At 71.9% G+C, this 23228-nt stretch carries 25 protein-coding genes; 10 read left to right on the forward strand and 15 right to left on the reverse strand.

The features are described 5' to 3' along the window. Positions 1 to 37 precede the first annotated feature (37 nt). Both IQ210_RS04495 and IQ210_RS04500 read right to left on the reverse strand, forming a co-directional pair. Positions 38 to 1204 carry an RNA polymerase sigma factor gene (locus tag IQ210_RS04495; RefSeq protein WP_194077226.1) on the reverse strand — a complete coding sequence of 389 codons (1167 nt, stop codon included), beginning with the start codon at positions 1202 to 1204 and terminating at the stop codon, positions 38 to 40. Then, a complete protein-coding gene (locus IQ210_RS04500; RefSeq protein ID WP_194078172.1) occupies positions 1201 to 1557 on the reverse strand; it encodes a YciI family protein in 357 nt (118 codons plus the stop codon). The genes IQ210_RS04495 and IQ210_RS04500 overlap by 4 nt, the downstream gene beginning before the upstream one ends. A 98-nt stretch (positions 1558 to 1655) precedes the next feature. On the opposite strand from IQ210_RS04500, the gene IQ210_RS04505 reads away from it, so the two are divergent. Further along, complete coding sequence (locus IQ210_RS04505; protein WP_194077228.1) at positions 1656 to 2693, forward strand: acyl-CoA dehydrogenase family protein; 1038 nt, start codon at positions 1656 to 1658, stop codon at positions 2691 to 2693. Here IQ210_RS04505 and IQ210_RS04510 read toward each other — a convergent pair. The 7 genes from IQ210_RS04510 to IQ210_RS48440 all read right to left on the reverse strand — a co-directional run bounded on the left by IQ210_RS04510 (position 2690) and on the right by IQ210_RS48440 (position 9071). Beyond that, positions 2690 to 3514, reverse strand: a complete 825-nt coding sequence (locus IQ210_RS04510; RefSeq protein ID WP_194077230.1) for an alpha/beta fold hydrolase — start codon at positions 3512 to 3514, stop codon at positions 2690 to 2692. The genes IQ210_RS04505 and IQ210_RS04510 overlap by 4 nt on opposite strands. 41 nt (positions 3515 to 3555) lie before the next feature. Then, entirely contained in the window at positions 3556 to 4701 is a 1146-nt protein-coding gene (locus IQ210_RS04515) for an LLM class flavin-dependent oxidoreductase (RefSeq protein ID WP_194077232.1), read from the reverse strand. 22 nt (positions 4702 to 4723) lie between these two features. Beyond that, positions 4724 to 5908 carry an SfnB family sulfur acquisition oxidoreductase gene (locus IQ210_RS04520; protein ID WP_194077233.1) on the reverse strand — a complete coding sequence of 395 codons (1185 nt, stop codon included), beginning with the start codon at positions 5906 to 5908 and terminating at the stop codon, positions 4724 to 4726. Between the two features lie 7 nt (positions 5909 to 5915). Continuing rightward, entirely contained in the window at positions 5916 to 6470 is a 555-nt protein-coding gene (gene ssuE, locus IQ210_RS04525) for an NADPH-dependent FMN reductase (protein WP_194077234.1), read from the reverse strand. 67 nt (positions 6471 to 6537) lie between these two features. Beyond that, complete coding sequence (locus tag IQ210_RS04530) at positions 6538 to 7755, reverse strand: acyl-CoA dehydrogenase family protein (RefSeq protein ID WP_194077235.1); 1218 nt, start codon at positions 7753 to 7755, stop codon at positions 6538 to 6540. A gap of 13 nt (positions 7756 to 7768) precedes the next feature. Further along, complete coding sequence (gene sfnG / locus IQ210_RS04535) at positions 7769 to 8878, reverse strand: dimethylsulfone monooxygenase SfnG (RefSeq protein WP_194077236.1); 1110 nt, start codon at positions 8876 to 8878, stop codon at positions 7769 to 7771. 109 nt (positions 8879 to 8987) lie between these two features. Next, positions 8988 to 9071, reverse strand: a complete 84-nt coding sequence (locus IQ210_RS48440; RefSeq protein ID WP_356352894.1) for a putative leader peptide — start codon at positions 9069 to 9071, stop codon at positions 8988 to 8990. Positions 9072 to 9209: 138 nt separating this feature from the next. On the opposite strand from IQ210_RS48440, the gene IQ210_RS04540 reads away from it, so the two are divergent. Beyond that, positions 9210 to 10130: a LysR family transcriptional regulator gene (locus IQ210_RS04540; protein WP_194077237.1), complete on the forward strand. Its 921-nt coding sequence runs from the start codon at positions 9210 to 9212 to the stop codon at positions 10128 to 10130. A 7-nt stretch (positions 10131 to 10137) separates the two neighbouring features. On the opposite strand, the gene IQ210_RS04545 is transcribed toward IQ210_RS04540, so the two are convergent. Beyond that, the gene (locus tag IQ210_RS04545; RefSeq protein ID WP_228047129.1) at positions 10138 to 10317 is read right to left on the reverse strand and encodes a hypothetical protein; all 180 of its coding nucleotides are present in this window, start codon (positions 10315 to 10317) and stop codon (positions 10138 to 10140) included. A gap of 183 nt (positions 10318 to 10500) precedes the next feature. Between IQ210_RS04545 and IQ210_RS04550 the strand changes: the two genes are divergently transcribed. Continuing rightward, the gene (locus tag IQ210_RS04550) at positions 10501 to 12018 is read left to right on the forward strand and encodes an SDR family oxidoreductase (RefSeq protein ID WP_194077238.1); all 1518 of its coding nucleotides are present in this window, start codon (positions 10501 to 10503) and stop codon (positions 12016 to 12018) included. A gap of 35 nt (positions 12019 to 12053) precedes the next feature. Beyond that, positions 12054 to 13427 (forward strand): cryptochrome/photolyase family protein, encoded by a 1374-nt coding sequence (locus tag IQ210_RS04555; RefSeq protein ID WP_194077239.1) that lies wholly within the window; start codon positions 12054 to 12056, stop codon positions 13425 to 13427. 12 nt (positions 13428 to 13439) lie between these two features. On the opposite strand, the gene IQ210_RS04560 is transcribed toward IQ210_RS04555, so the two are convergent. After that, positions 13440 to 14438 (reverse strand): MerR family transcriptional regulator, encoded by a 999-nt coding sequence (locus IQ210_RS04560; protein ID WP_194077241.1) that lies wholly within the window; start codon positions 14436 to 14438, stop codon positions 13440 to 13442. A 117-nt stretch (positions 14439 to 14555) separates the two neighbouring features. Here IQ210_RS04560 and IQ210_RS04565 point away from each other — a divergent pair, with 117 nt between their 5' ends. Both IQ210_RS04565 and IQ210_RS04570 read left to right on the forward strand, forming a co-directional pair. Next, complete coding sequence (locus IQ210_RS04565; RefSeq protein WP_194077243.1) at positions 14556 to 15161, forward strand: sigma-70 family RNA polymerase sigma factor; 606 nt, start codon at positions 14556 to 14558, stop codon at positions 15159 to 15161. Between the two features lie 230 nt (positions 15162 to 15391). After that, positions 15392 to 15832, forward strand: coding sequence for an SPW repeat protein (locus tag IQ210_RS04570; RefSeq protein ID WP_194077244.1), 441 nt, complete (start codon positions 15392 to 15394; stop codon positions 15830 to 15832). An 80-nt stretch (positions 15833 to 15912) separates the two neighbouring features. On the opposite strand, the gene IQ210_RS04575 is transcribed toward IQ210_RS04570, so the two are convergent. Next, positions 15913 to 16680 (reverse strand): ArsR/SmtB family transcription factor, encoded by a 768-nt coding sequence (locus tag IQ210_RS04575; protein WP_194077246.1) that lies wholly within the window; start codon positions 16678 to 16680, stop codon positions 15913 to 15915. A gap of 178 nt (positions 16681 to 16858) precedes the next feature. On the opposite strand from IQ210_RS04575, the gene IQ210_RS04580 reads away from it, so the two are divergent. Next, a complete protein-coding gene (locus IQ210_RS04580; RefSeq protein WP_194077248.1) occupies positions 16859 to 17602 on the forward strand; it encodes a hypothetical protein in 744 nt (247 codons plus the stop codon). Between the two features lie 334 nt (positions 17603 to 17936). On the opposite strand, the gene IQ210_RS47860 is transcribed toward IQ210_RS04580, so the two are convergent. Next, entirely contained in the window at positions 17937 to 18686 is a 750-nt protein-coding gene (locus IQ210_RS47860; protein ID WP_322656309.1) for a phosphotransferase, read from the reverse strand. 46 nt (positions 18687 to 18732) lie between these two features. On the opposite strand from IQ210_RS47860, the gene IQ210_RS04590 reads away from it, so the two are divergent. After that, positions 18733 to 19278 carry an ATP-binding protein gene (locus tag IQ210_RS04590; protein WP_194077252.1) on the forward strand — a complete coding sequence of 182 codons (546 nt, stop codon included), beginning with the start codon at positions 18733 to 18735 and terminating at the stop codon, positions 19276 to 19278. Here the strand turns inward: IQ210_RS04590 and IQ210_RS04595 are convergent. Beyond that, entirely contained in the window at positions 19271 to 20719 is a 1449-nt protein-coding gene (locus tag IQ210_RS04595) for a M6 family metallopeptidase (RefSeq protein WP_194077254.1), read from the reverse strand. The two genes, IQ210_RS04590 and IQ210_RS04595, sit on opposite strands and share 8 nt — an antisense overlap. A gap of 277 nt (positions 20720 to 20996) precedes the next feature. Here IQ210_RS04595 and IQ210_RS04600 point away from each other — a divergent pair, with 277 nt between their 5' ends. Further along, entirely contained in the window at positions 20997 to 21260 is a 264-nt protein-coding gene (locus tag IQ210_RS04600; protein WP_059197029.1) for a GlsB/YeaQ/YmgE family stress response membrane protein, read from the forward strand. A 153-nt stretch (positions 21261 to 21413) separates the two neighbouring features. Continuing rightward, positions 21414 to 22286: a GNAT family N-acetyltransferase gene (locus IQ210_RS04605; RefSeq protein WP_194077256.1), complete on the forward strand. Its 873-nt coding sequence runs from the start codon at positions 21414 to 21416 to the stop codon at positions 22284 to 22286. A 1-nt stretch (position 22287) separates the two neighbouring features. Here the strand turns inward: IQ210_RS04605 and IQ210_RS04610 are convergent, their stop codons facing one another. Beyond that, positions 22288 to 23226, reverse strand: coding sequence for an NAD-dependent epimerase/dehydratase family protein (locus IQ210_RS04610; RefSeq protein WP_194077258.1), 939 nt, complete (start codon positions 23224 to 23226; stop codon positions 22288 to 22290). Positions 23227 to 23228 lie beyond the last annotated feature (2 nt).

Raw genomic sequence — 23228 nt, forward strand, 5'->3', positions numbered from 1 at the left:
TCAGGAGCGTTCACCGTAGGAGCCGTGCGCCAAGCGCTCAGCGTGTGAAGCGTTCCAGGTAGGCGCGCTCGGCCGGACTGCGGCTCAAGGCGACGGCGGCCTCGTACTCCTCACGGGCCTCCGCGTCCCGGCCCAGCCGGCGCAGCAGGTCGGCGCGGACGGCGTGGAACACGTGGTAGCGGTCGAGGGCAAGGGTGTCGACGAGGTCGAGGGCCGGTTCCGGGCCCTCGACCTCGGCCACGGCGACCGCCCGGTTCAACGCCACGACCGGGCTGGGGGCCAGCGCCATCAGCTGGTCGTACAGCTGGAGGATCTGCCCCCAGTCGGTGGGCGGCACGTCGCTGTGGACGGCCTGGATGGCCGCCTGGACCTGGTACGGCCCGGGCTGGTTGCGGCGCAGACACCGTCGTACGCGCTCGTGCCCCTCGGCCACGAGCGCGTGGTCCCAGCGGTCGCGGTCCTGCTCGGGCAGAGGGACGAGGACCCCGTCGGCGTCCTCCCGGGCCGCCCTGCGGGACTCGACGAGCAGCATCAGCGCGAGCAGGCCCGTGGCCTCGGGCTCGTCCGGCATCAGCTCGGTCAGCAGCCGGCCGAGGCGGATCGCCTCCGCGCACAGGTCGGCCGAGCCCTCGTTGAAGATCAGGTAGATGACCGCGAGGACCCCCTTGAGCCGGTCCGGAAGGTCGGCGTCCCGGGGCACCCGGTACGGGATGCGGGCGTCGCGGATCTTCGCCTTGGCGCGGACCAGGCGCTGGGCCATGGTCGGCTCGGGCACCAGGAAGGCGCGGGCGATCTGGGGTGTGGTGAGCCCTCCCAGGAGGCGCAGGGTCAGGGCGACCTGCGCCTGAGGGGCGAGCGCGGGGTGGCAGCAGGTGAAGATCAGACGGAGCCGGTCGTCGCGCACGGGGCCCTCCTCGGCCGGTGCGTCGGGGGTGTGCAGCAGGGCGGCCTCGGCGTGCCGGTCGTCCCGTGTGGCCTCGCGGCGCAGCCGGTCGATCGCCCGGTTGCGGGCGGTGGTGATGATCCAGCCCGCCGGGCTCGGCGGCACGCCGGACTCAGGCCAGCGCTGCACGGCCGTGGTGAAGGCGTCCTGGACCGCTTCCTCGGCGAGGTCGATGTCGCCGAGGAAGCGGACGAGGACGGCGACGGCGCGGCCGTACTCCGCACGGAAGACGGCCTCGACGTCGACGGGCTCCGGTGTCACTCCTCCGCCTGGTGCATGAACGGGCGCACCTCGATGGGCAGCGTGGTGGCCCAGGTCGCCTTCCTGCCCCACTCCAGGGCCGCGTCCAGGTCGGGGGCCTTGATCAGGCAGATGCCGCCCAGGTACTCCTTGCCCTCGGCGTACGGCCCGTCGGTGATCAGGACATCGCCGTCGCTCGGGCGCAGCACGGTGGCCGTCTCGGGGCCGTGCAGCCCTCCCGCGAAGACCCAGGCGCCCGCCTCGCGCAGCTCGTCGTGGAAGGTGTCGAGGTTGCGGACGATCTCCGCCATGGCCTCGGGCCCGGGCGGCGTCCCGTCGGTCGGGGTGATCACACTGAGCAGGTAGTACTGCATGACGTCCTCCTTGGCGTCGTGTCGTTCTCTCACCTCCTACACGAACGGCACACCCCCGGATCGACACCGCGCACGACGAGATCGGGAGAATCCTTCCCATGACCACCTCGCCACTGATCGCCCGCGCCCAGGAACTCGCCGACACGCTCCTCGTCCCGAACGCGGAGCGAGTCGACCGGGCGGAGGTGCCCGCGAGCCACCTCGACGCGATCCGCCGCTCGGGCCTGCTCGGGGTGAGCGCGCCGGAGGCGTACGGCGGGGCGGGCGCCCCCGACGCGGTGGCGCGGGAGGTCCAGGAGATCCTGGCCGGGGCGTGCTGCTCGACCTGGTTCGTCCAGACCCAGCACCACACGCCGGTGCGGATGCTGGCGAAGTCCGAACTCCCGGTGCGGGAGCGGCTGTTGCGGCCGCTCGCGACCGGCGAGCTGCTGGCCGGGATCGCGTACGCCCATGTCCGCGCCTTCCCGCGCGTCGTCGTGCGGGCCACGGCGGAGCGCGACGGCTGGCGGTTCGACGGGACCGTGCCCTGGTACACGGGCTGGGGGCTGAACGACGTGATGCTGCTGGCGGGGATCACCGACTCGGACGAGATCGTGTTCGCGTTCGCCGACGCCCGCGAGCAGCCGGGGCTGCGGGCCTCGGCCCCGATGCGGCTGGCCGCGCTGACGGCCGCCCGTACGGTCTCTTTGGAGCTGGACGGGCTGTGGCTGCCGGAGTCGTCGGTGCTGCTGCGCACCCCGCAGGAGAAGTTCGCCCTTCTCGACATCCCCCGCAGCACCAACGCCTCACCGGCCGTCTTCGGGGTGGCGTACGCCGCGCTCCGGGTCGTGGCGGAGAACGGTGAGCCGGAGACGGCCGAGGCGTTGCGCGCCCGTGTCGACGAGGTCCGCCGGAGGGCGTACGCGCTGGCCGACCACCCCGTCCCGCACGAGCACGTCGAGGAGCGGCTCGCCCTCAGGACACGCGCGTACGACCTGATGCGGGCGGCCACGACAGCGGCGGTCGTGTCCGGCGGTGGCCGCACCATGGACCTGCGCAGCCCGGCCCAACGGCTGGCCCGCGAGGGGATGTTCCTGCTGATCCAGGGCCAGACGTCGGTCGTGCGGCGGGCCCATCTGGACGCTCTGAGCGGCTAGTTCAGGAAATCGAGCAGGGCGGCGGTCAGTTGCGCCGGTGCGTCCTCCTGTACGAGGTGGCCGGCGCCGGCGATGAGTTCGAGCCGGGCGCCGGGGATGCGGGCGGCGAGTTCGTGGGCCCTGGCGACCGGGATCCAGGTGTCGTCCTCGCCCCAGCAGATCAGCGTAGGGATCGTGATCTCGCCGTACCGGTCCTGGATCTCGTCGGTGTACGCCTGGTCCGCCTGGGCGATCTGCCGGTAGAAGGCGGCCTGCCCCTGGTCGCCGAGCCAGGGCTGGACGAGCCGGTCGAGGACGGCGGGGTGCAGTCCGGGGCTGCTGGCCGAGGTGACGTACTCGCGGACCAGGGCCCGGTGCAGTGCGGGCGGGAGTTGCTCGAAGACGTCCGAGGACTTGCCGACGAGGCGGAAGAACGGCGAGCCCCAAGGGGCGAGGGCAACCGGGTCGACCAGGGCGAGCGAGTGGTAGCGGGCGCCGTGCAGCAGATGGGCGCGCAGCGACACCGCGCCGCCGAAGTCGTGTGCCACCACCCGGGGTTCGTCCAGGCCCCAGTGCGCAAGGAGTTCGGTGAAGACCCTCCCCTGGGCCGCCAGGGAGACGTCCTGGCCGGCGGACATCTGCGAGCTTCCGTAGCCGGGCATGTCCCACACGAACACCTGGTGGCGGCGGGCGAGCGCGCGGGCCACGGCACGCCACACGTACGAGGAGAAGGGCGTGCCGTGGTTGAGGACGACCGGCGGGCGACCGGGCTCGCCGACGCTGTCCCAGCGGGCCTCCCCGGACGTGCTGCGGTAGGTCCTGGTCAGCCGCCACTCACCCACGGACTTGCTCCTCTCGATGCCCGCCGGAGGACCCGGCGAGCTCAGCTCGCGAACGGCACCTGTGCCGAGGAGGTGACCTCCTTCCCGGACGGGTGGTGCCACAAACCCTGCGCGGCCAGCCGCGGGAGCACTCCCTCACCGAACCAGTACGCCTCCTCCAGGTGCGGGTAGCCGGAGAGGACGAACTCGTCGATGCCGAGGGCGTGGTACTCCTTGATCCGCTCGGCGACCTCGTCGTGGCTGCCGACCAGGGCGGTGCCCGCGCCGCCGCGCACCAGGCCGATGCCGGCCCAGAGGTTGGGGTGGATCTCCAGGCCGTCCCGGCTACCGCCGCCGTGCAGCGCGAGCATGCGCTGCTGTCCCTCGGACTCGCTGCGGGCGAGTCCCGCCTGGACGGACTTCACGGTCTCCGGGTCGAAGCCGTCGAGGAGCCGGTTCGCCTCGGCCCACGCCTCCTCCGAGGTGTCGCGGGTGATGACGTGCAGCCGGATGCCGAAGCGCAGGGTCCGGCCGTGCTGCGCGGCCAGCCCCCGCACCCACGCGATCTTCTCCGCGACCTGGGCGGGCGGTTCGCCCCAGGTGAGGTACACGTCCACGTGCTTGGCAGCGACCTCCCCGGCGATGGGTGAGGAGCCGCCGAAGTACACCTCGGGGACCGGGTCGGGCAGCCGGGCCAGCTTGGCGTCCTCGACCCGGAGGTGCTCGCCCTTCAGGTCGACCGTCTTGCCGTCCCACAACCCCCGTACGACTTCCAGGAATTCGTCGGTACGGCGGTAGCGGTCGTCCTTGTCGAGGAAGTCGCCGTAAGCCCGCTGCTCGTGGCTCTCGCCGCCGGTGACGACGTTGAGCAGGAGCCGTCCGCCGGACTGCCGCTGGAAGGTGGACGCCATCTGCGCGGCGAGGGTGGGTGAGACGAAGCCGGGGCGGAAGGCGACGAGGAACTTCAGGCGCTCGGTGTTCTGGCTGACCATCGCGGTGGTGAGCCACGCGTCCTCGCACCAGGCGCCGGTCGGCGTGAGCGCGCCGACGAAGCCGAGATCCTCGGCGGCCCGGGCGATCTGGCTCAGGTAGGCCACCGTCGGCGGCCGGTCCCGTCCGGAGACGGTGGCCGGGGTGCCGTGGCCGCCGCCCACGACGTGCCGGCTGTCGCCGTTGGTGGGCAGGAACCAGTGGAAGGTGAGGGACACGTGGGGGTCTCCGATCGTGGGGCTAGAGCAGACCGTGCCGGGGTGGCCGGGTGCCGTTGAGCACGTACCGGCCGATGTGCTGGATCTTCCAGCGGGTCGGGTCGTGCAGGGTGTGGGTGCGGGCGTCGCGCCAATGCCGGTGCAGATTGAGGGAGTTGAGGGCGGCGCGGGTGCCGGACACCTCGAACAGGGCGCTGGCCACCTCCACGGCGGTGTTCGCGGCCTGCACCTTGGCGGCGGCCACCGCGATGGACGCCTCGGCGGCGGAGTCGTCGGTGAGCTCGGCCTGGGCCGCTTGAACCACCCGCCCCGCCTCGCGCAACAGCGCCTCCGCCGACCGCACTTGGACGGCGAGTTCGCCGAACCGCTGGATCAGCAGCGGGTCCTCGGCGGCGGTCTCGACGCCGCTCTCGAACCATGGCCTGCTCTTCGTCCGCACGAACTCCGCTGCTTCCGTGAGCGCTCCCCCGGCGATCCCGGTGTCGATGGCCGCGTGCAGCAACTGGGCCACCGCGCCGTGGAGTTGCGGGCCTTCGAAGGTGAGGTGATGCGGCAGGACGCGGTCGGCCGGGACCGGCACGCTCTCCAGGCGGACGGTGCCGCTGGCGGTCGTACGCTGGCCGAGGCCGTCCCAGTCGTCGATCACAGCGACCCCCGGCGCCTCCCGAGGCACGTACGCCACATGGAGCTTGTCCTCCTCCGCGCGGGCCAGCACCGGGATCCAGTCGGCGAACAGGGCGCCGGTCGAGTAGTGCTTGACGCCGTCGAGGACGTACGAGCCGTCCGCCCGCGGTGTCAGGCGGGTGCGGATGTCCTGGACGTGTCTGGTGCCCGCCTCGGACTGGGCGTTGCCGAAGCGGCGGCCGGCGAGGAGTTCGGCGAAGAAGAACTTCCGCTGTGCCTCCGTGCCCTGACGGCGGATCACATTGACGTAGGCGAAGTGGCTCTGCGGGATCTGCGCGAGGCTTCCGTCGGCGGTGGCGAGCAGCCGGAAGATCTCGGCGAGGGTGGACGCGCCGACGTCCGCGCCCCCGTGGTCGGCGGGGACGGTGACGGCGAGCAGACCGGACGCGGAGAGCCGGTCCAACTCCGCGCGCGGCAACCTGCGTTCGGCGTCCCGCGCGGAGGCTCCGGCACGGAACTCGTCGGCCAGGGCCGCCGCGACGGCGAGGGCCTCAGCGTCGTCGGCGATCACATGGGCGGTCATCGTCGGCTCAGCTCGCCGCGGCCAGGACCGGGGTGCGGCCGAGGGCGGCCGAGAACTGGTCGACGACCTGGGTGAGGGCGTCACGAGCGGTCGCGGCGACGGACAGGGTCCCGTCCTCGTGCAGGGTGATGTCCTTGTCGAGGGTGAACCAGCCCTGGACGATGTGGGCGGCGCCCATGGAGTTGAGGACCGGGCGCAGGGCGTAGTCGATGGCCAGGACGTGGGCGGTGGTGCCGCCGGTGGCGAGCGGCAGCACGGTCTTGCCGGTGAGCGCGTACTGCGGCAGCAGGTCGAGCAGTGCCTTCAGGACCCCGGAGTACGACGCCTTGTAGACCGGGGTGCCGACGACGACGCCGTCGGCGCGGGCGAACAGCTCGGTGGCCTCGACGATCGCCGGGTGCTTGAAGTCGGCGCCGAGGAGGGCCTCGGCGGGGATCGTGCGGACGTCGAGCGGGACGACCGTGTGGCCCTGGGCGGTCAGGCGCTGGTCGAGGTGGCGCAGCAGCCGGTTGGTACGGGAGGAGGCGGACGGGCTGCCGGAGACGGACAGGACGGTGGCCATGGGTCCTCTTTCGGGGAGGAGGGGCGGGGCGCCCCCTGTTCAGGAGGGGGCGCCCCTGGGGAAGCGGTCAGGAGTACCAGGTGGGTTCGGGCAGTTCGCCCTCGAGGACCCAGCGGCCGACCTCGCGCCGCTTGTAGGCGACGGGGTCGTGGAGGGTGTGGGTGCGGATGTTGCGCCAGAACCGGTCCAGGCCCTCGGCGGTGGCCGTGGAGCGGGCGCCCGTCACCTCGAAGATCTTGCCGGCGATCTCCAGGGCGACGTCGGTGGCGCGGGCCTTCACGGCCGCCACCCGTACCTCGAAGTCGCCGCGCGTCTGCTCGGTGACCGCGTCGGGGTCGTCGTGCAGCTTCTGTCCCTCGGCGGCAACGGCGTCGGCGAGCGCCTCGACGGCCCAGAGCTTGGCAGTGAGGTCGCCGTAGATGTCGATGACGTACGGCTCGTCGACCGCGCGTTCGTGGCCGCCGTGCAGCCAGGAGCGGGACTTGGTGCGGGTGTATGTGGCGGCCGTCTCCAGGGCGCCGCCCGCGATCCCGAGGTAGAAGTTGACGAAGACCAGTTGGATGGTGGGGACGTTGAGGGTGTTGTAGACCCGCGGCTGGAAGACCTTGTCGACGTAGCCGGCCGCCGACGACCACGGTGTCCGGACGCCGTCGAGAGTGACGCCGCCGCTCTCGGTGAGGCGTTGGCCGATGTTGTCCCAGTCGTCGTGGAAGGTGAGGCCCTCGCTGTCGGAGGGCACGATCGCGAAGACGTGGTCGTCGGTGCCTTCGAGGACGCCTTCCAGGACGGTGACGTCGGAGACCTTGCTGCCGGTGGAGAAGGTCTTGCGGCCGGTGAAGACGAGGTCGTCGCCGTCCTCGGTGACGATCACGTCCTTGTCGCGGGGGTTGACGGCGCCGCCGAAGAACCAGCGGTTGCGCGCGGCCTCGGCCTCCACGTGCTCCCACTGCTCACGGGTGCCGACCAGTCGGGCGGCCCAGTTCCAGAGGTAGTGGTAGCCGAGGAGCTGGCCGATGGAGCCGTCGGCCTTGGCGACCTCGCGGACGACCCGGTACGCGGTGGGCCAGTCCTGGCCCCCGCCGCCGTGCTCCGTGGGGCCGAGCAGGGTGACGAGGCCGGCGTCCTTGAGCAGCCGGACCTCGGCGTACGGGGTGGCGCCGGCCCGGTCGCGGGCGGCGGCGTCGGTGGCGAGGACGGCGGCGACCTCGGTGGCGCGGGTGATCCAGTCCTGCGCGGTCTCGGGGGCGGGACGGTTGTGCCAGTCGGTGTGCGTGGCGGTGCTCATGTCGGTTGCCTCCTCAGACCTGGGCGGGGACGGACTCGGGGAGCTGGGCCTCCAGTTCGCGCACGAGCGGCAGGACGCGCCTGCCGAAGTACTCGACCTCCTCGTGGTAGTGCAGGAAGCCGAGGAGGAGCAGGTCGACGCCGAGCTTCTTGTAGGCGACGATCCGCTCGGCGATCTGCTCCGGGGTGCCGATGAGGCCGGTGCGGAAGCCGTCGTTGTACTGGACGAGGTCCTCGAAGGAGGAGTCCTGCCACATGCCCTTCTTGTCGGCGGTGGACTGGCCCGCCTGCTGCACCGCCGCGCCGAAGCCCTCGACGGCCTCGGTGTCGGCCTTGGCGACGATCTCGCGCAGGGTGTCACGGGCCTCGGCCTCGGTGTCACGGGCGATGAGGAATCCGTTGAGGCCGAACTTCGGTGCCGTACGCCCCACTTCGGCGGCCGACTTGCGGACGTCGGTGAGCTGCTCGACGACCCCGTCGAAGTCCTTGCCGTTGGAGAAGTACCAGTCGGAGACCCGGCCCGCCATCTGGCGGGCGGCGGTGGAGTTGCCGCCCTGGAAGATCTCCGGGTGCGGTCGTTCGGGGGTGTTGAGGGGCTTGGGCTTGAGGGAGAAGTCGCGCAACCGGTAGAAGTCTCCGGCGAGTTCGGTGTGGTCCTCGGTCCAGATCTGGCGCAGGGCGCGGATGAACTCCTCGGAGCGGCGGTAGCGCTCGTCGTGCTCCAGCCAGGGCTCGCCGAGGGCGGTGAACTCGCCCTTGAACCAGCCCGATACGACGTTGACCGCGAACCGGCCGTTCGACAAGTGGTCGGCGGTGGCGCCGAGTTTGGCGAGGACGCCCGGATGCCACAGGCCGGGGTGGACGGCGGCGATGACCTTCAGGCGCTCGGTGGCGAGGAGGAGGGCGAGGCTGAAGCTGGTCGACTCGTGCTGGAACTCGGCGCCGTAGCTGGCCATGTAGCGGACCTGGCTGAGCGCGTAGTCGAAGCCGTTGTTCTCGGCGAGGACGGCGAGTTCGCGGTTGTAGTCGTAACCCCAGTCGGTGCGCTGCTCGATCTTGCTGGTGACGAGTCCCCCGCTGACATTGGGGACCCAGTAGGCGAATTTGACGGGCTCTGCGGGCATGCGGAACTCCTGTTGCGGAATGTTTTCAGGCACGCCGAATTCAGGGAATGCGCGGGCGCGGTGAATTCGGGCGGGAAAACGAAGGGAACGCGGTGAACCTGAGGAGTGATCAGGCCGCGGGGCAACAGGAGGCGCTGGAGACGCGTGCGAGGTCGACATGGCGTCGCCGCGTGAGGTCCAGTCGCATCTTCATGCCGTCGATCGTGACAGTCGCCGGTCGGGGCCGTCAAGGTAAACCCGACCGGTCTCGTATCGCGGACCATTGAATTTCACGAAGGTGTGACAGGGAAACCCTTGAACACGCCGGGAAATGGGCCGCATTCTGCCTGCCATGCGCACCGAACAGCTCGAATACATCGCCGCGGTGACCCGGCTCGGTTCCCTGCGCCGGGCCGCGGAGGAACTGCGCCTTTCACAGCCCGCGTTGAGCGAGACCGTGCGGAATCTGGAACGCGAGCTGGGCGTGGACCTCCTGGAGCGCAAACGCTCGGGCGCGACGATGAGCTCGGAGGGCCGGGAGCTGCTGCCGCACATCGTCAACGTGCTGGACGCGGTGGACCGGCTCAGGGCGGCGGCGGGCGAACAGCACCGCATCAGCCGGATGGTGCGGGTCGGCACGGTGAACGCGGCGACCGTGCCGCTGCTCATCCCGGCCGTGCGCGACTTCCGCGCCTCCCATCCGCACACCCAGGTAGAGGTGGTCGGCGCGCAGCAGACCGAGATCCACCGGGCACTGGACGAGGGCGGATTCGATCTCGGGCTCGTCAATCACCTGGAGGGCGACGACGTCCCGGCCGGGCTGGAGGGTACGGAGCTGCTGCGGGGCCGCCCGGTGGTGTGTCTGCGTCCGGACAGCCCCCTCGCCGCACGCGACACCGTGTCGGTGGCCGACCTGCTGGACGTGCCGCTCATCGCGATGCGCTCCGGCTATGTGATGCACCGCTATGTGCACCGGCTGCTGAACGGGCGGGCGCCGTCGTTCTCGTACTCCACCGACGGCGCCGAGATGGGCAAGCTGATGGTCGCGGAAGGGCTGGGCGTGACGGTCCTGCCGGACTTCAGCGTGATCGACGATCCCCTCGTACGCGGTGGCGTCCTCACGTACCGCCCGATCGCCGGGGACGCGACGCGGGTCCTGCTGATGCTGCAGCGGCGCAGGGCGGACCCGGTGCCGCGTGCGGTACTGGATCTGCACGAGGTGTTCGTGTCCCGGGCCCGGCTGCTCGGCGGCACCCTGGCGGCGGACGCCTGAACAGCGGTCAGCCCCGTGTCCGCTCGTCCTCCCCGCCCGGCACCACGACGAGGAACGCGTCCGACTTCAGGTCCATCACGACCGTCGCCGGCTCACCCGCCGCGCGCCGCCGTTCCGCGTACTCCTCCGCCGGCCACGATCCGCGCGGAGCGCCCGCCGGGAACCGCTCCAACACCTTCGCGCCCATAGCGGCGATCACCTCCGGTATCGATCTTCCGTCCCGTACGACGGCGGAATGACGGTCCACCGTCACACTGTCCGCTTGCCCGGGAACGCCGCGGACAGTCCACCTGCAAAAGAGACCGCATCCGGCACGGCCCCTCGCGTGGAAGTGATCACAGGGGGACGTGACACGAAGGGTCTGCGGCAGATGAACGACGAAGACACCGGAGCGGCGCCGCGCTGTCTGGTGACCGGCGCGACGGGCTACATCGGCGGCCGGCTCGTGCCCGAGCTGCTCGCCGCCGGGCATCAGGTGCGTTGCCTGGCCAGGTCCCCCGGCAAGCTCCGCGACCAGCCGTGGTCGGGTGACGTGGAGGTCGTACGCGGGGACGTGCTGGACCCCGACGCGGTCGTCGAGGCCCTGCGCGGCACCGATGTCGCCTACTACCTGGTGCACGCGCTGGGCACCGGCGCCGGCTTCGAGGAGACCGACCGGCGGGCCGCCCGGATCTTCGGGGAGCAGGCCCGTGCCGGGGGCGTGCGCCGCATCGTCTACCTGGGCGGGCTCACCCCCGCGGACGTGCCTGAGCGGGAACTGTCGCCGCATCTGCGGTCCCGGGCCGAGGTGGGCCGCATCCTGCTGGCCTGCGGGGTGCCCACCACCATGCTGCGGGCCGCGGTCGTCATCGGCTCGGGCTCGGCCTCCTTCGAGATGCTGCGCTACCTCACCGAACGCCTACCGGTGATGGTGACCCCGGTCTGGGTGCGCACCCGCATCCAGCCGGTGGCGGTGCGCGATGTGCTGCGGGCCCTGGTGGGCAGCGCCCGGATGCCGTCCGACGTGAGCCGCGCCTTCGACATCGGCGGGCCGGAGGTGCTGACGTACCGGGAGATGATGATCAGGTACGCGGCGGTCGCGGAGCTGCCGCGCCGGCTCATAGTGTCCCTGCCCATGCTCAGCCCCGGCCTGTCCAGCCACTGGGTCGGGCTGGTGACGCCCGTACCGGCGTCCATCGCCCGCCCGCTGACGGAGTCCCTGCGGCACGAGGTCGTCTGCCGGGAGCGCGACATCGCCCGGTACGTGCCGGATCCGCCGGGCCACCCGCTCGGCTTCGACGAAGCGGTCCGGCTGGCCCTGCGCCGGGTCCGCGACGCACAGGTGGCGACCCGCTGGTCCTCGGCAGCCGTCCCGGGTGCCCCCAGCGACCCGCTGCCCACCGACCCCGCCTGGGCGGGCGGCAGCCTCTACACCGACGTACGGGAGATCGACGTCGACGCCCCGCGCGCTGCCCTGTGGCAGGTCATCGAGGGGATCGGCGGGGAGAACGGCTGGTACTCCTTCCCGCCGGCCTGGGCACTGCGCGGCCGGCTGGACCGTCTCGCCGGCGGGGTCGGCCTGCGCCGGGGGCGCCGGGACGCGGCCCGGCTGCGGGTCGGCGACTCGCTGGACTTCTGGCGGGTCGAGGAGATCGAGCCGGGGCGGCTGCTGCGGCTGCGCGCCGAGATGCGACTGCCGGGGCTCGCCTGGCTGGAGATGCGCGCGCAGACCGACGACGTCGGCCGCACCCGCTACCACCAGAGGGCCCTGTTCCACCCCCGCGGCCTGTTCGGGCACGCCTACTGGTGGAGCGCCTCCCCCTTCCACGCCCTTGTGTTCGGCGGCATGGCCCGCAACATCGCCCGCGCCGCGGCCCGGACGCAGGCCGAACCCGCCCCCACCCGCTGACCACCTCCCCCACACCCTCTCCCCCGGAGCTCACCATGCACGTCTCGATCGTCCTGTTCACCTCCGACCTCCGCCTCCACGACCACCCGCCGCTGCGCGCCGCGAGCGAGGCACGCCACGTGGTGCCGCTGTTCGTGCGCGACCGGGGGGTGACGGACGCCGGGTTCGCCGCCCCGAACCGGCTGGCCTTCCTCGCCGACTGTCTGCGGGACCTCGACGCGGGCCTGCGCGAGCGGGGCGGCCGTCTGGTGGTCCGCAGCGGTGACGTCGTCGAGGAGGTGTGCCGGGTGGCCACGGAGACGGACGCGGACGAGGTGCACATGGCGGCCGACTTCAGCGCCTACGCGCAGCGACGTGAACAGCGGCTCCGGGGCGCCCTGGAGGCGGACGGCCGCCGCCTGCACGTCCACGACACGGTGACCTCGGCGGTCGCCCCCGGCGCCCTGGCCCCGGCCGCCTCCGACCACTTCGCCGTCTTCACCCCGTACTTCCGGCACTGGAGCGGCGTACGGCTGCGGGAGCCGCTGGCCGCGCCGAGCACGGTCCGGGTCCCGGACAGGGTCGGCTCGGAGGAACCGCCCTCGCGGGCGGGGCTGTCGGGGGTGTCGGCGGGCCTGGCCGGCGGCGGCGAGGCGGCGGGCCGCGAGCGGATGACGTCCTGGCTTCGCGACGGCGTCGGCGGGTACGAGGACCGTCACGACGACCTGGCCGACGACGCCACCTCCCGCTTCTCGCCGCACCTGCACTTCGGCACCCTCTCCCCGGTGGAACTGGCCCACCGGGCGCGCAAGGTCGGCGGACCGGGCGCCGAAGCGTTCGTACGGCAGCTCGCCTGGCGGGACTTCCACCGGCAGGTGCTCGCCGCGCGCCCGGCCGCCGCCCTCGCCGACTACCGCACGAAACACGACCGTTGGCGGTCCGGACGCACGGCCCGCGAGGACCTCGAGGCCTGGAAGGAGGGCCGCACCGGCTACCCCGTGGTCGACGCGGCGATGCGCCAACTGCGTCACGAGGGCTGGATGCACAACCGCGGCCGGCTCCTGACCGCGAGTTTCCTCGCCAAGACGCTGTACGTCGACTGGCGCGAGGGCGCACGCTACTTCCTGGAGCTGCTGGTCGACGGCGACATCGCCAACAACCAGCTCAACTGGCAGTGGATGGCGGGCACCGGCACCGACTCGCGCCCCAACCGGGTCCTCAACCCGGTCGCCCAGGCCAAGCGGTACGACCCGGACGGCGCGTACGTACGGCGCTGGGTGCCCGAACTGGCGGACGTGGACGCCCCGTTGGTGCACGAGCCGTGGAAGCTGCGCGGCCTGGACCGGGCCGCCGTCGGCGACTACCCGGACCCGATCGTCGCCCTCTCCGACGGCCTCGCCCGCTTCAAGCGGTCCCGCGGACTCGATTGAGCGTGGCCTGCATCAAGGGCCCGTTGCGGCGGCGGACAGCAGCTCGACGGCGTCCTTGAGGGCCGCGGGCCACGGCATCTCGCGCGCCGCCGCGCCCGACCAGCCGGGCCCGCCGACGACCACCACGGGCCGCCGGCGAGCGCCCTTCACGCCCCAGCGGGTGGCGGCGACATGACGGGCGAGCGGCAGGTTCGCGGTGGAACGCGCCTGCGCCCACAGGAACACCGCGGACGGCCCGAGTCGCCGCACCGCCGCGGTGAGCGCCTCCCCCGGCACCGCCGCGCCGAACATCCTGGTGGGCAGCCCGAGTTCACCCAGCGCGGCGTTGAGGGCTTCGAGGGGCAGGGTGTGCTGTTCGCCGGGCACACAGGCCAGGACGACGGGGCCGGCCGCCGTCTGCGGCACCGCGGGGGTGCGGCGGCGCAGAGCAGTGGAGACATGCCAGGACAGCAGGTGTTCGACCTCGACGTAACGGTCGCCGGAGGACGCCCACTTGCGCCCCACGGCGTGCAGGGTGGGCATCATCACCTCGTGCCAGGCGGCGACCACCCCGTGCTGCTCCACGGCCGCGGCGAGCAGCTCCTCGACGGCCGGGGCGTCGAGCCGGACGGCGGCACGGGCCAGCCCGCGGCACTCCTGGCGCACATCCCCGAGCGGCAGCGTGCCGGCCGCCCGCGAGCGCGGCGTCTCCCGCGCGGCCACCTCGGCGTCCGGGTCGAGGCCACCGGTACCGGACCGGGCGGCGCGGGCCGCCTCGGCGGGCGGCACCCCGGACGAGGTCAGCCGGCACATCGTCTCCAGGACCTCGATGTCCCGGGGGCTCCAGCGCCGGTGCCGTCCTTCGTCCCGTACGGCGGGCCCGATGCCGTAGCGGCGGTCCCAGGAGCGCAGCGTGGTCGGCGACACGCCCAGCCGCCGGGCGACGGCGCCGGTGGTGAGCGGGGCGTCGGCGGTCAGGGAGGCCGGCTCGGCCCTCTCCGCGGGGCTTCGGTGCGGGGGCGGCTCACTCATGGCGCGAATATACGACGCAGAACCGATGCAAGTTGATGACCTTGGTCGACGGCTCCCACGATGAGTGCACCGGGCCGAGTGCCGGTGAGGCGTTCCGATGGGTGAGGAGCCGTCGCCATGACCGAGCAGCCGATCGCCGCCCCGGCGTCCCGATGGGCGCCCGGGGAAGCGGCCCTCGCCGATGAGGAGGTCGCCCGAGGGCTCGTGGCGGGCGACGAGGCGTGTCTGGCGGAGGCCTACCGTCGCTGGTCCGGGCTGGTGCACGCGCTGGCGCGCAGGTCTCTGGGTGACGCCGAGGAGGCCGCGGACGTGACCCAGCAGGTGTTCCTCGGGGTGTGGCGCGGGCGCGGGGGTTTCCGCCCCGACCGCGGGGCGATCGGCGGCTGGATCGTCGGCATCACCCGGCGCAGGATCGCGGACGCGCTGTCCGCCCGTACTCGCCGTACGGAGCTCGTGGCGGCCGTGGGTTCGGCGTACGGGCCGGCCGCGCCCGCCACCGGGCACGCCGAGGCGGTCCTGGACCGGGTCGTGGTGCAGCACGGGCTGGCCAGGCTGCCGGCCGCCCAGCAGCGCGTGCTGCGGCTGACGTTCTACGCGGACCTCACCCAGACCCAGATCGCCGACCGCACCGGCTGGCCGCTCGGCACCGTGAAGAGCCACGCCCGGCGCGGGCTGCGTCAGTTGCGCGGGTTCCTGGAACAGGACCCGCATCCGGAGCCCTGACGGCGGCGGAAGAAGGGGCGGGGCGAGGCGTGCGCACCGGCGCCGCCCGCGCCTGTTCCGTGGTGGCCTCCGGGGAGAGTCGGTGCTCCCCGGGGGCCACCACCTCACCCTCGGCGGGACGCAACAGCCATCTACACATAAAGGAAAAATAAGAGCAGAATGTACGCAGGCGGCGCTTACCGCACACCGCACCAGACGCGGTCAGCCTGCGAGTCAGAAGGAGACGAGTCATGGCCAACGTCTCGCCCACCAGAGGTGACATGACCGGTCACCCCGATGTTTCCGAAATGCGGGCCCGGTACGCCCGTATGCTCGGCGGTCGCGATGTGGCGCTCGTGGACGGACCGGTGTTCCTGCTCGGTCTGTACTGCGCCGTGTCCCCCTGGATACTCCACTACACGACGAGCCAGCCCGCCCTCGTGACGCACAACCTCATCGTCGGCATCGCGATCGGTCTGCTCGCCCTCGGGTTCACCCAGACCCCGGAGCGCATGTACGGCCTGAGCTGGGCGTTCTGCGCGGTCGGCATCTGGATGATCGTCGCCCCGTGGGTCGTCGGCGACAGCCCGGACACCGGCGTCGCGCTGAACAACATCATCATCGGCGGTCTCGCCGTGATCCTGGGGCTGCTGTGCACCAGCGCGTCGGCGAAGAGCGCCACCAGGACGTGACAGCCCCCTGCTCCCGAGCACTCCGAGAGGACGGCACGACGGCCGGTCCGCCCCCGCGGACCGGCCGCTTCGCGTGCGGCTCAGCCGTTCGGCACCAGCCACGGCTCCTGAGGCAGCGGACTGCCGGTCTCCAGGAGCGACTTGAGGTTGGACAGCACCGCCGGCCAGCCCTGGGACACATCGCTCAGCGCGCCCTCGTCGGCCAGGTCCTCGTGGGTCACGGTGAGGCGGACGATGTCGCCGTGCGGCTGGATGTCGAAGGTCACCCGGGAGTGCTTGTCGTCCCGCCCCTCGTCCTCGGGCGCGGCCCAGCTGGTGACGAGGCGGCGGGGGCGGTCGCTCTCCACGACGGTGCCGACGACGTCGGCGACGCCGGAGCCGTCCGTGCGGACGTGTTCCCAGCGGGAGCCCTGCTGCCAGTCGGAGACGTTGCTGTGGCCCCAGTAGGCCGCGGTGAGGTCCGCGTCGGTGAGCGCGTCCCAGACCTTCTCGGGGGCGCTCCGGATGTAGGTGACGTACACGAACGTGGGCTTGTCGGTCATGGCTTCCTCGGCTCGTCGTTTCACGGCGCCGAGCGCGCTCAGGCGTGGGCGCTCGAACTTGTCGATCCACCGCTCCTGGATCTCGTGGAGCGGGACCGGGTTGAGGTAGTGCAGCTTTTCCCGCCCCCGCCGCACGGTGCTGACCAGGTTGGCGGCCTCCAGGACGGACAGGTGCTGGGTCACGGACTGCCGGGTCATGGCGATGCGCTCGCACAGCTCGCCGAGCGTCTGGCCGTTCTCCTCGTGCAGCCGGTCCAGCAACCGTCTGCGCGTCTCGTCGGCCAGCGCCTTGAAGATCTTGTCCATCCCCGGGTCGCTCTCTGATCGCACACTCAACGTTATGCAGGTAATTGCCTGCATGTCAATGCGACCAATTTGAACAATATGTGCCATATGCCTGTTACATGATGTATGGGGTGCCTTGATGAAGGGTCCGTAGCTTCGAATGCGTCGGAACGAACCACACCGAAGGACACCCCCTCTGATGCGTGCCCCCCACACCCTCCGCACCGCCCTCGTCGCCGCCGGCGTCACCGCCGCGCTCGGCATCTCGGCCGCCGGTGCCGTCGCCGCCCCCGCCCACGCCACCGAGTCCGTCGCCTCGGCGCACGCCCACACCTCGGCGAAGCGGGTCTATGTCAAGACGGTGAAGCTCGCGGACAAGGTGTCGAAGGCGAAGGTCTACAAGACCGGCAAGCACCGCTACCAGGCGGAGATCTGGGCCAAGGGCGTGAAGTACGGGACCCTGTACGCCACCGGCAGGACGGCCCACGGGAACCACAACGGCCTCCATGTGTCGCTCACCGCGAACGGGAAGGTCACGTCCTGGGTCGAGCGTGCCAAGCCCAAGCCCAAGCCGAAGCCGAAGCCGGTGGTCAAGCGCGTCTTCGTCTCCTCCCAGACGCTGGCGGACGGCGCGTCGACGGCGAAGATCTACAAGCTCACGGCCGACCACTACCAGGCCGACATTTTCGCGAACGGCACCAAGATCGCCACCCTCGACGCCAACGGCCGTGCGGCGTACGGCGAGAACAACGGTCTGCACGTCGCCCTCCAGCCGGACGGCGGGCTGACCTCGTGGGTCGACGAGGCACCGGCCCCGGACCCGACGCCGCAGCCCGACGACTCCGACGAGCCGCTCCCCGAACCGGACACCACGGTCACGCCTCCGGCGGGCGACGTCCAGAGCACGCAGAACCCGGTGACGGACCCCGCGCCCACCCCCTGACACCCGCAGGTCCCAGCGCGTCGCGGAGCCCCCTTGAAGGCTCCGCGGCGCGACAATCCGCCCAGATCGCGCCGATGCCCGGTCAAAAGGCTCCGCGACGCATCGTCGGCCCAGCAGTTCGCCCAGAGCCCGCCGATGCCTGGTCGAAAGGCTCCGCGGCGCGTAGTCGACCCAGCAATCCGGCCAGACCCACCGACACTGGTCGAAAGGCTCCGCGGCGCGCAGTCCGGCCAGATCCCGCCTATGCCTGGTCGGAGAGGCTCCGCGGCGCGTAGTCGGCCCACCAGCCCGGCCAGTCCCGCCGATGCCGGTCGAATATCTTCGCGGCGCGCCGTCAGCGCAGCCGCGCGTCCAGTTCCCGGCGATGCCGGTCGACCCACTCGTACGCGGCCCGCACCTCGTCCACGGCGCCGCGCTCGCGCAGGCCGACCAGGGCGGGCTCTCCGCGTTCGGCGCCGGCCTCGATGCCGCGCCGGCACCGGTCCTGCCACCACAGGACCGCCTCCACCAGTCCGGCCCCGCCGGTCAGCCCGTAGGCGTCGCGGACCAGCCGCATCCCGCGCGCCGCCTCCGCGACGTCCGTCACGCCCGGGCCGAGGTCCAGGTACTGCCAGCAGACGTGGGCCACGTCGTGCACCCGTTCGCCGGGGGCCGCGAGGTCCCAGTCGACGAAGGCCAGCGGCCGCCATCCGGTGCCGTCGACCGCGTAGACGGTGTTCTTCGGCGCGAGGTCGTTGTGGCAGACGACGTCATGGTCGCCCGCCAAGGGGGTGCCGTGGGTGAGGTCGTGGAACTCCCGCACGAGCCGGGCGACACGGACGAGCGTCTCGTCACGTCGAGCGGCGGCCCGCTCCTGCGGGGTCACGGCCGCGCGCCCCTCCAGATAGCCGAGCACCTCCCGGCCCTGCTCGTCCGTCCCCAGGAGCCGGGGAGCACCCTCCCAGCCCCGCTCCGCGAAGAGCGCCAGCAACTCGCGGACGTACTCCGATCCGGCCGACGGGGCGCGGCGCACGGTCGATCCGATCCGTACGGCCCCACTGACGGCTCCGCCGTCCAGCGACGTCTCCTCCACGATCTCCTCCACGGAAAAGAAGTATCCGGCCCTCGCCGCCGGCTGGCACGCTCGCCCCATGGATCACTCCGAGGTACTGCTCATCGGCGGCCGAGCCGGGGTCGGGAAAACGACCGTGGGCTGGGAGGTGTCGGCGCAGCTGCGGGGCGCGGAGGTCGCGCACGCCGTGATCGACGGGGACTTCATGGGGGCGGTGCACCCCGCGCCGGCCGACGATCCGCATCGGGCCCTCGTCGCGGAGCGCAACATCACTGCCGTGTGGGGCAATTACGCCGAACTCGGCTGTCGGAGGCTCGTCTACACGAACACCGTGTCCGTGCTGGCGGAGGCGACCGGCATGTGGCGGCGGGTCATGGGCGACGACGTGCGGATCGTACGGATTCTGCTCACCGCCACCGACGAGACGGCCGGACAGCGGCTGACCGGGCGGGAGTTGGGGTCCGAGTTGGAGCAGGAACTGCTCGGCAGCGCGCGCAAGGCACGGCTGCTGGACGAGCGTGCGCCCGCCGACACCCTGCGGGTGGTGACGGACGGGCGCACGGTGATCGACATCGCGGCCGAGGTGGTGGCCGCGACCGGATGGGCCACGACGAGGGTCAGCTGACGTTGAGCGCCGTGTCGTCGATGACGAACGACGTCTGGAGCGTGGAGCCCTCCGTGCCGGTGAACTTGAGGGTCACGGTCTGGCCGGCGTAGCTCGCCAGGCTGAAGCTGCGCTGGGTGTAGCCGCTCGCGGCGTTGAGGTTGGAGTAGGTGGCCAGGGTGCCGAGGACCGTGCCGGAACTGTTGAGCACCTGCACCTTGAGGGTGTCGTAGGCGGTGCTGGTGGTGGTCTCGGCGGTGTCGACGTGCAGGTAGAAGCTGAGCGTGGCGGTGGTGCAGGCCGACGGGATGGTCACCGACTGCGCGAGCGTGTCGGTGTGCGCGGAGCCGTAGCCGTCCAGCCAGGCGTAGTAGGAGCCCGAACGGGCGGACTGGCTGCTGGAGTTGGTGATCACGCCGCTGCTGGCGCTCCAGGTGGTGCTGCCCGACTCGAAGCCGTTGTTGCCGAGGAGTTGGGCGGCGGTGCAGGTGGTGCCGCCACCGCCGCCGTCCCCGCTGCCGCTTGCGCCGGCCAGCCATTCGGTGGCGTTCAGCGCGAGGGCGGCGTTGGTGGCGCCGGTGTCGTTCCAACCGTCGTAGAGCGTGTTGCCGGACTGGCCCGTGTCGTCGTCGATGGGCGAGCTGTCACCCCAGAACGCGACCCGGCCGCTGCCGAAGGTGCTGGTGGCGAAGAAGGCGCCGGTGTTGCCCGAGTAACCGGTGCGGTAGAGAAGGCCCTTGACGGAGGAGTTGTCGGCGGGCTTGAGCGTGGCCGTCGTACCGCTGGCGATCAGACTCTTGGTGACGGTGCCGAACGAGCCGTGCAGCACCGGGTTGGTGCTGTCGCTGATCGCGCTCGGATAGTCGGAGCTGATGCTGAGCGAGTCGATGGAGAAGCCGAACGGGTCGGTGGAGTCGACGCTGTTGTTGGTCATCAGGTCGTTGAGGATCTCGACCGCGTCCTCGCCGTCGTTGTTGCGGTCGGCGCCGGTGTGGTCGGAGATCATGAACAGACCCCCGCCGTTCTGCACGAAGTTCATGATCGCCGTCTTCTCGGCCGTCGTGAACAGCGTGTTCGGCTCCGGCAGCACCAGCGTGTCGAAGTTCGCCAGGTCCTGGGCGCCGGAACCGCCGTACGTGAGGCTGGAACCGGAGGGCAGCGTCTTCAGGCTGTAGTCGCCGGTCTTCTGGAGCGCGACGCCCCAGGAGGAGATGGCCCCGGTCCAGTCGGTCTCCGACGACGGCGAGGAGTCCTCGCCCAGCGGGTCGGGCTGACTGGTGGAGATGATCCAGTCGGCGTTGCCGGCCGTCTCCGCGTGGGCGTTGTCGAACAGGATGCGGTGCGGAGTGGCCGCGGCGGCCGGGATGGCCGTGGACGTCTCGACGGCGGCGCCCGTGACGAGCAGGCCGAGGATCGCGAGGGCGGTGGTGAGTCTGTGGCGGGATCTGGGGCGCTGGGGCATCCGGCTTACCTCCGAGTGGGGTTGGGGCAGGAGCGGGTGCGGGGCCGGGCTACACGCGTAGACGCAGGACAGATCTGCGCGCGTAGAACTTCGGTCGCAGGCATGCCTGGACCGCTGCCTTGAAAGGTACATGGCAGGCAGGACACTGAACAGACGTCACTTCGAACACCGGGCCAACGTTTGACCCCACATTGGCCGTTGGTTGAAACGGCACGGACTGTCCCCGGCTCCCGGGGGCATTCGAACGAGTGCGGGGGTCTGGAGAAGAGGGGCTGAGATGGAGATCTCGGGCATCATCAGTGCCATCGTGATCGGCATCGTCATCGGCGTGCTGGGCCGGCTCGTGGTCCCGGGCCGGCAGCACATCGGCATCCTGCTGACCATCGTCGTCGGCATCGTCGCCGCGCTGCTCGGCTCGGCGATCGCGGCGGGGCTCGACGTGGCCGACACCAAGGGCGTGGACTGGGTCGAGTGGCTCATCCAGATCGGTCTCGCCGCGGTGGGTGTCGCGGCGCTGGACCGGTCGAGGGTGCGGCGCTGAGGAGGAGGAAAGGCGGGCTGAGGACAGGCAAGCGGCTGAGCACGGGTGACGGGCAGAGCACGGGTGACGGCTCGATAACCCATTGCGGACGGAGTCGGGCGGCGGCTAGCTTCGGCGGGCCCGCCGCCCGAACCCGACCGTGACGGAGCCCCGTTGAGCCTGCACATCACGCCACTGGCCGACCCCGAACCCGGCACGTCGAGCCGCAGGCTGGCCTGGCTCGCCTCGGCCGCCGACGGAGCACCGGTCGGGTCCGCCTTCCTCCGGCTGTTCACCAAGGAGGGCCAGGAGCATCTCGCCGAGCTGGAGATCGCGGTGCACGCCGTCGAGCGACGGCACGGGGTCGGCACCCGGCTGCTGGACGCCGCCGTGGCCGCGGCCCGGACCGAGGGCCGGCGGTCGGTCATCGCGCAGGCCGAACAGGGCTCCGCCGCCGACGAGTTCCTCGCCGCGCGGGGCTTCCGCCGGGTGCTGTCCCTGACGTACGCGAGGCTCGCACTGAAGGACGTCGACCTCACGGCGCTCACCGAACAGGACAGGCCGGGCTATGAGTTGACCGAGTGGGACGGCACGGTTCCTGCCGAACTCGCCCAGTCCTACGCCGATTCGCGGCGCGCCATGGACGACATGCCCATGGAGGGCACCGACTACGGCACGGTCGTGTGGGACGTGGAGCGCGTGGTCGCGGCCGCCGACGCGGTCGCGCGGCGCGGGGATCTGCTGCACACGGTCGCCGCGGTCGACACGGCGGACGGGTCGATCGTCGGCTTCTCGGAGCTGGTGGTGCCCGGTGACGGACTCGGCGACGGCCAGCACTACGGCACGGCCGTCCTGCCGGAACACCGCGGCCGGGGCCTCGCCCGCTGGATGAAGGCGACGTCGGTCCGCCGGGCCCGCGAGCGGCACCCGGACCTCGCCGGTCTCCTCACCGACACCGCGGACAGCAACGCGCCGATGCTCGCGGTCAACGCGGCCCTCGGGTACGTACCCACGCACAAGGCGGTCGAGTACCAGCTGGACCTCTGAGTCAGCCCCGCGCCACCCGCAGCGCCGCCAGCCCCTCCCGGGCCGACGGGTACACCGGCGTCCAGCCCAGTTCGCGCTCCGCCTTCGCGATGGACACCCGCAGTGTCGACGCCATGATCGCGTGGGCGTACGACATCGGGCGCATCATCCACAGGGGCGCGGGCAGCGGCTTCGGGAGGTCGAACTCCTCGGCCACGGCGAGGAGATGGGCCCGGAACCCGAGGGGCGTGCGGTCGGCGATGTTGTAGGCCTGGCCGGGGCGGCCGTGCTCGACGGCGGCGACCATGGCGCGGGCCGCGTCGGTCAGCTCGATCCAGGGCACGACGTGACCGTGGTCGGCGGGGGCGGGGAGTTGCCGCTTGCGCAGCATGGGCAGGAGGTTCTCGGTGCCGCCGGGGCCGTAGAACGCTCCGTAGCGCAGGGCCACGCCCTCGAGACCGGTGGCCTCGAAGGTCAGCCGCTCCTTGGTGCGCATCCCGGCGAGGTGCCGCTCGAACTCCGGGTTCGTGCCGCGCGGGCCGAAGGCGTCGTCCTCGGTGAGCTCCCGGTCGCCGTGGTCGCCGTAGCCGTAGCCGAAGACCATCGACTCCGCGACGAAGCGGCGGGCGCCGGTCGCCTGTGCGGCCTCGATGAGGTGGGCGGTGCCCTCGATGCGCAGTGCGTTGGTGGCGTACATGTCGCGGTGGCGCAGGGGCGGCTTGCTCAGGGCCGTCACGGCGTGGATCACGGTGTCGAAGTGGTGGCCGTCGACGGCGCGGAGCACGGCGTCGCGGTCCATGAGGTCGGCCCGCACGCCGTTGTCCCGGCCACGGCCGAGGCCGGTGACCTTGTGGCCCGCCTCGGTCAGAGCGCGGGTGATGTGCCGGCCGAGGACACCGCTGGCGCCCGCGAGCAGGATGCTCTGGCTCTGGCTGCTGGGGTTGCTCTGGTTCGTCGTCATGC

It is taken from the genome of Streptomyces justiciae, from assembly GCF_015163075.1.
GTDB lineage: Bacteria > Actinomycetota > Actinomycetes > Streptomycetales > Streptomycetaceae > Streptomyces > Streptomyces justiciae.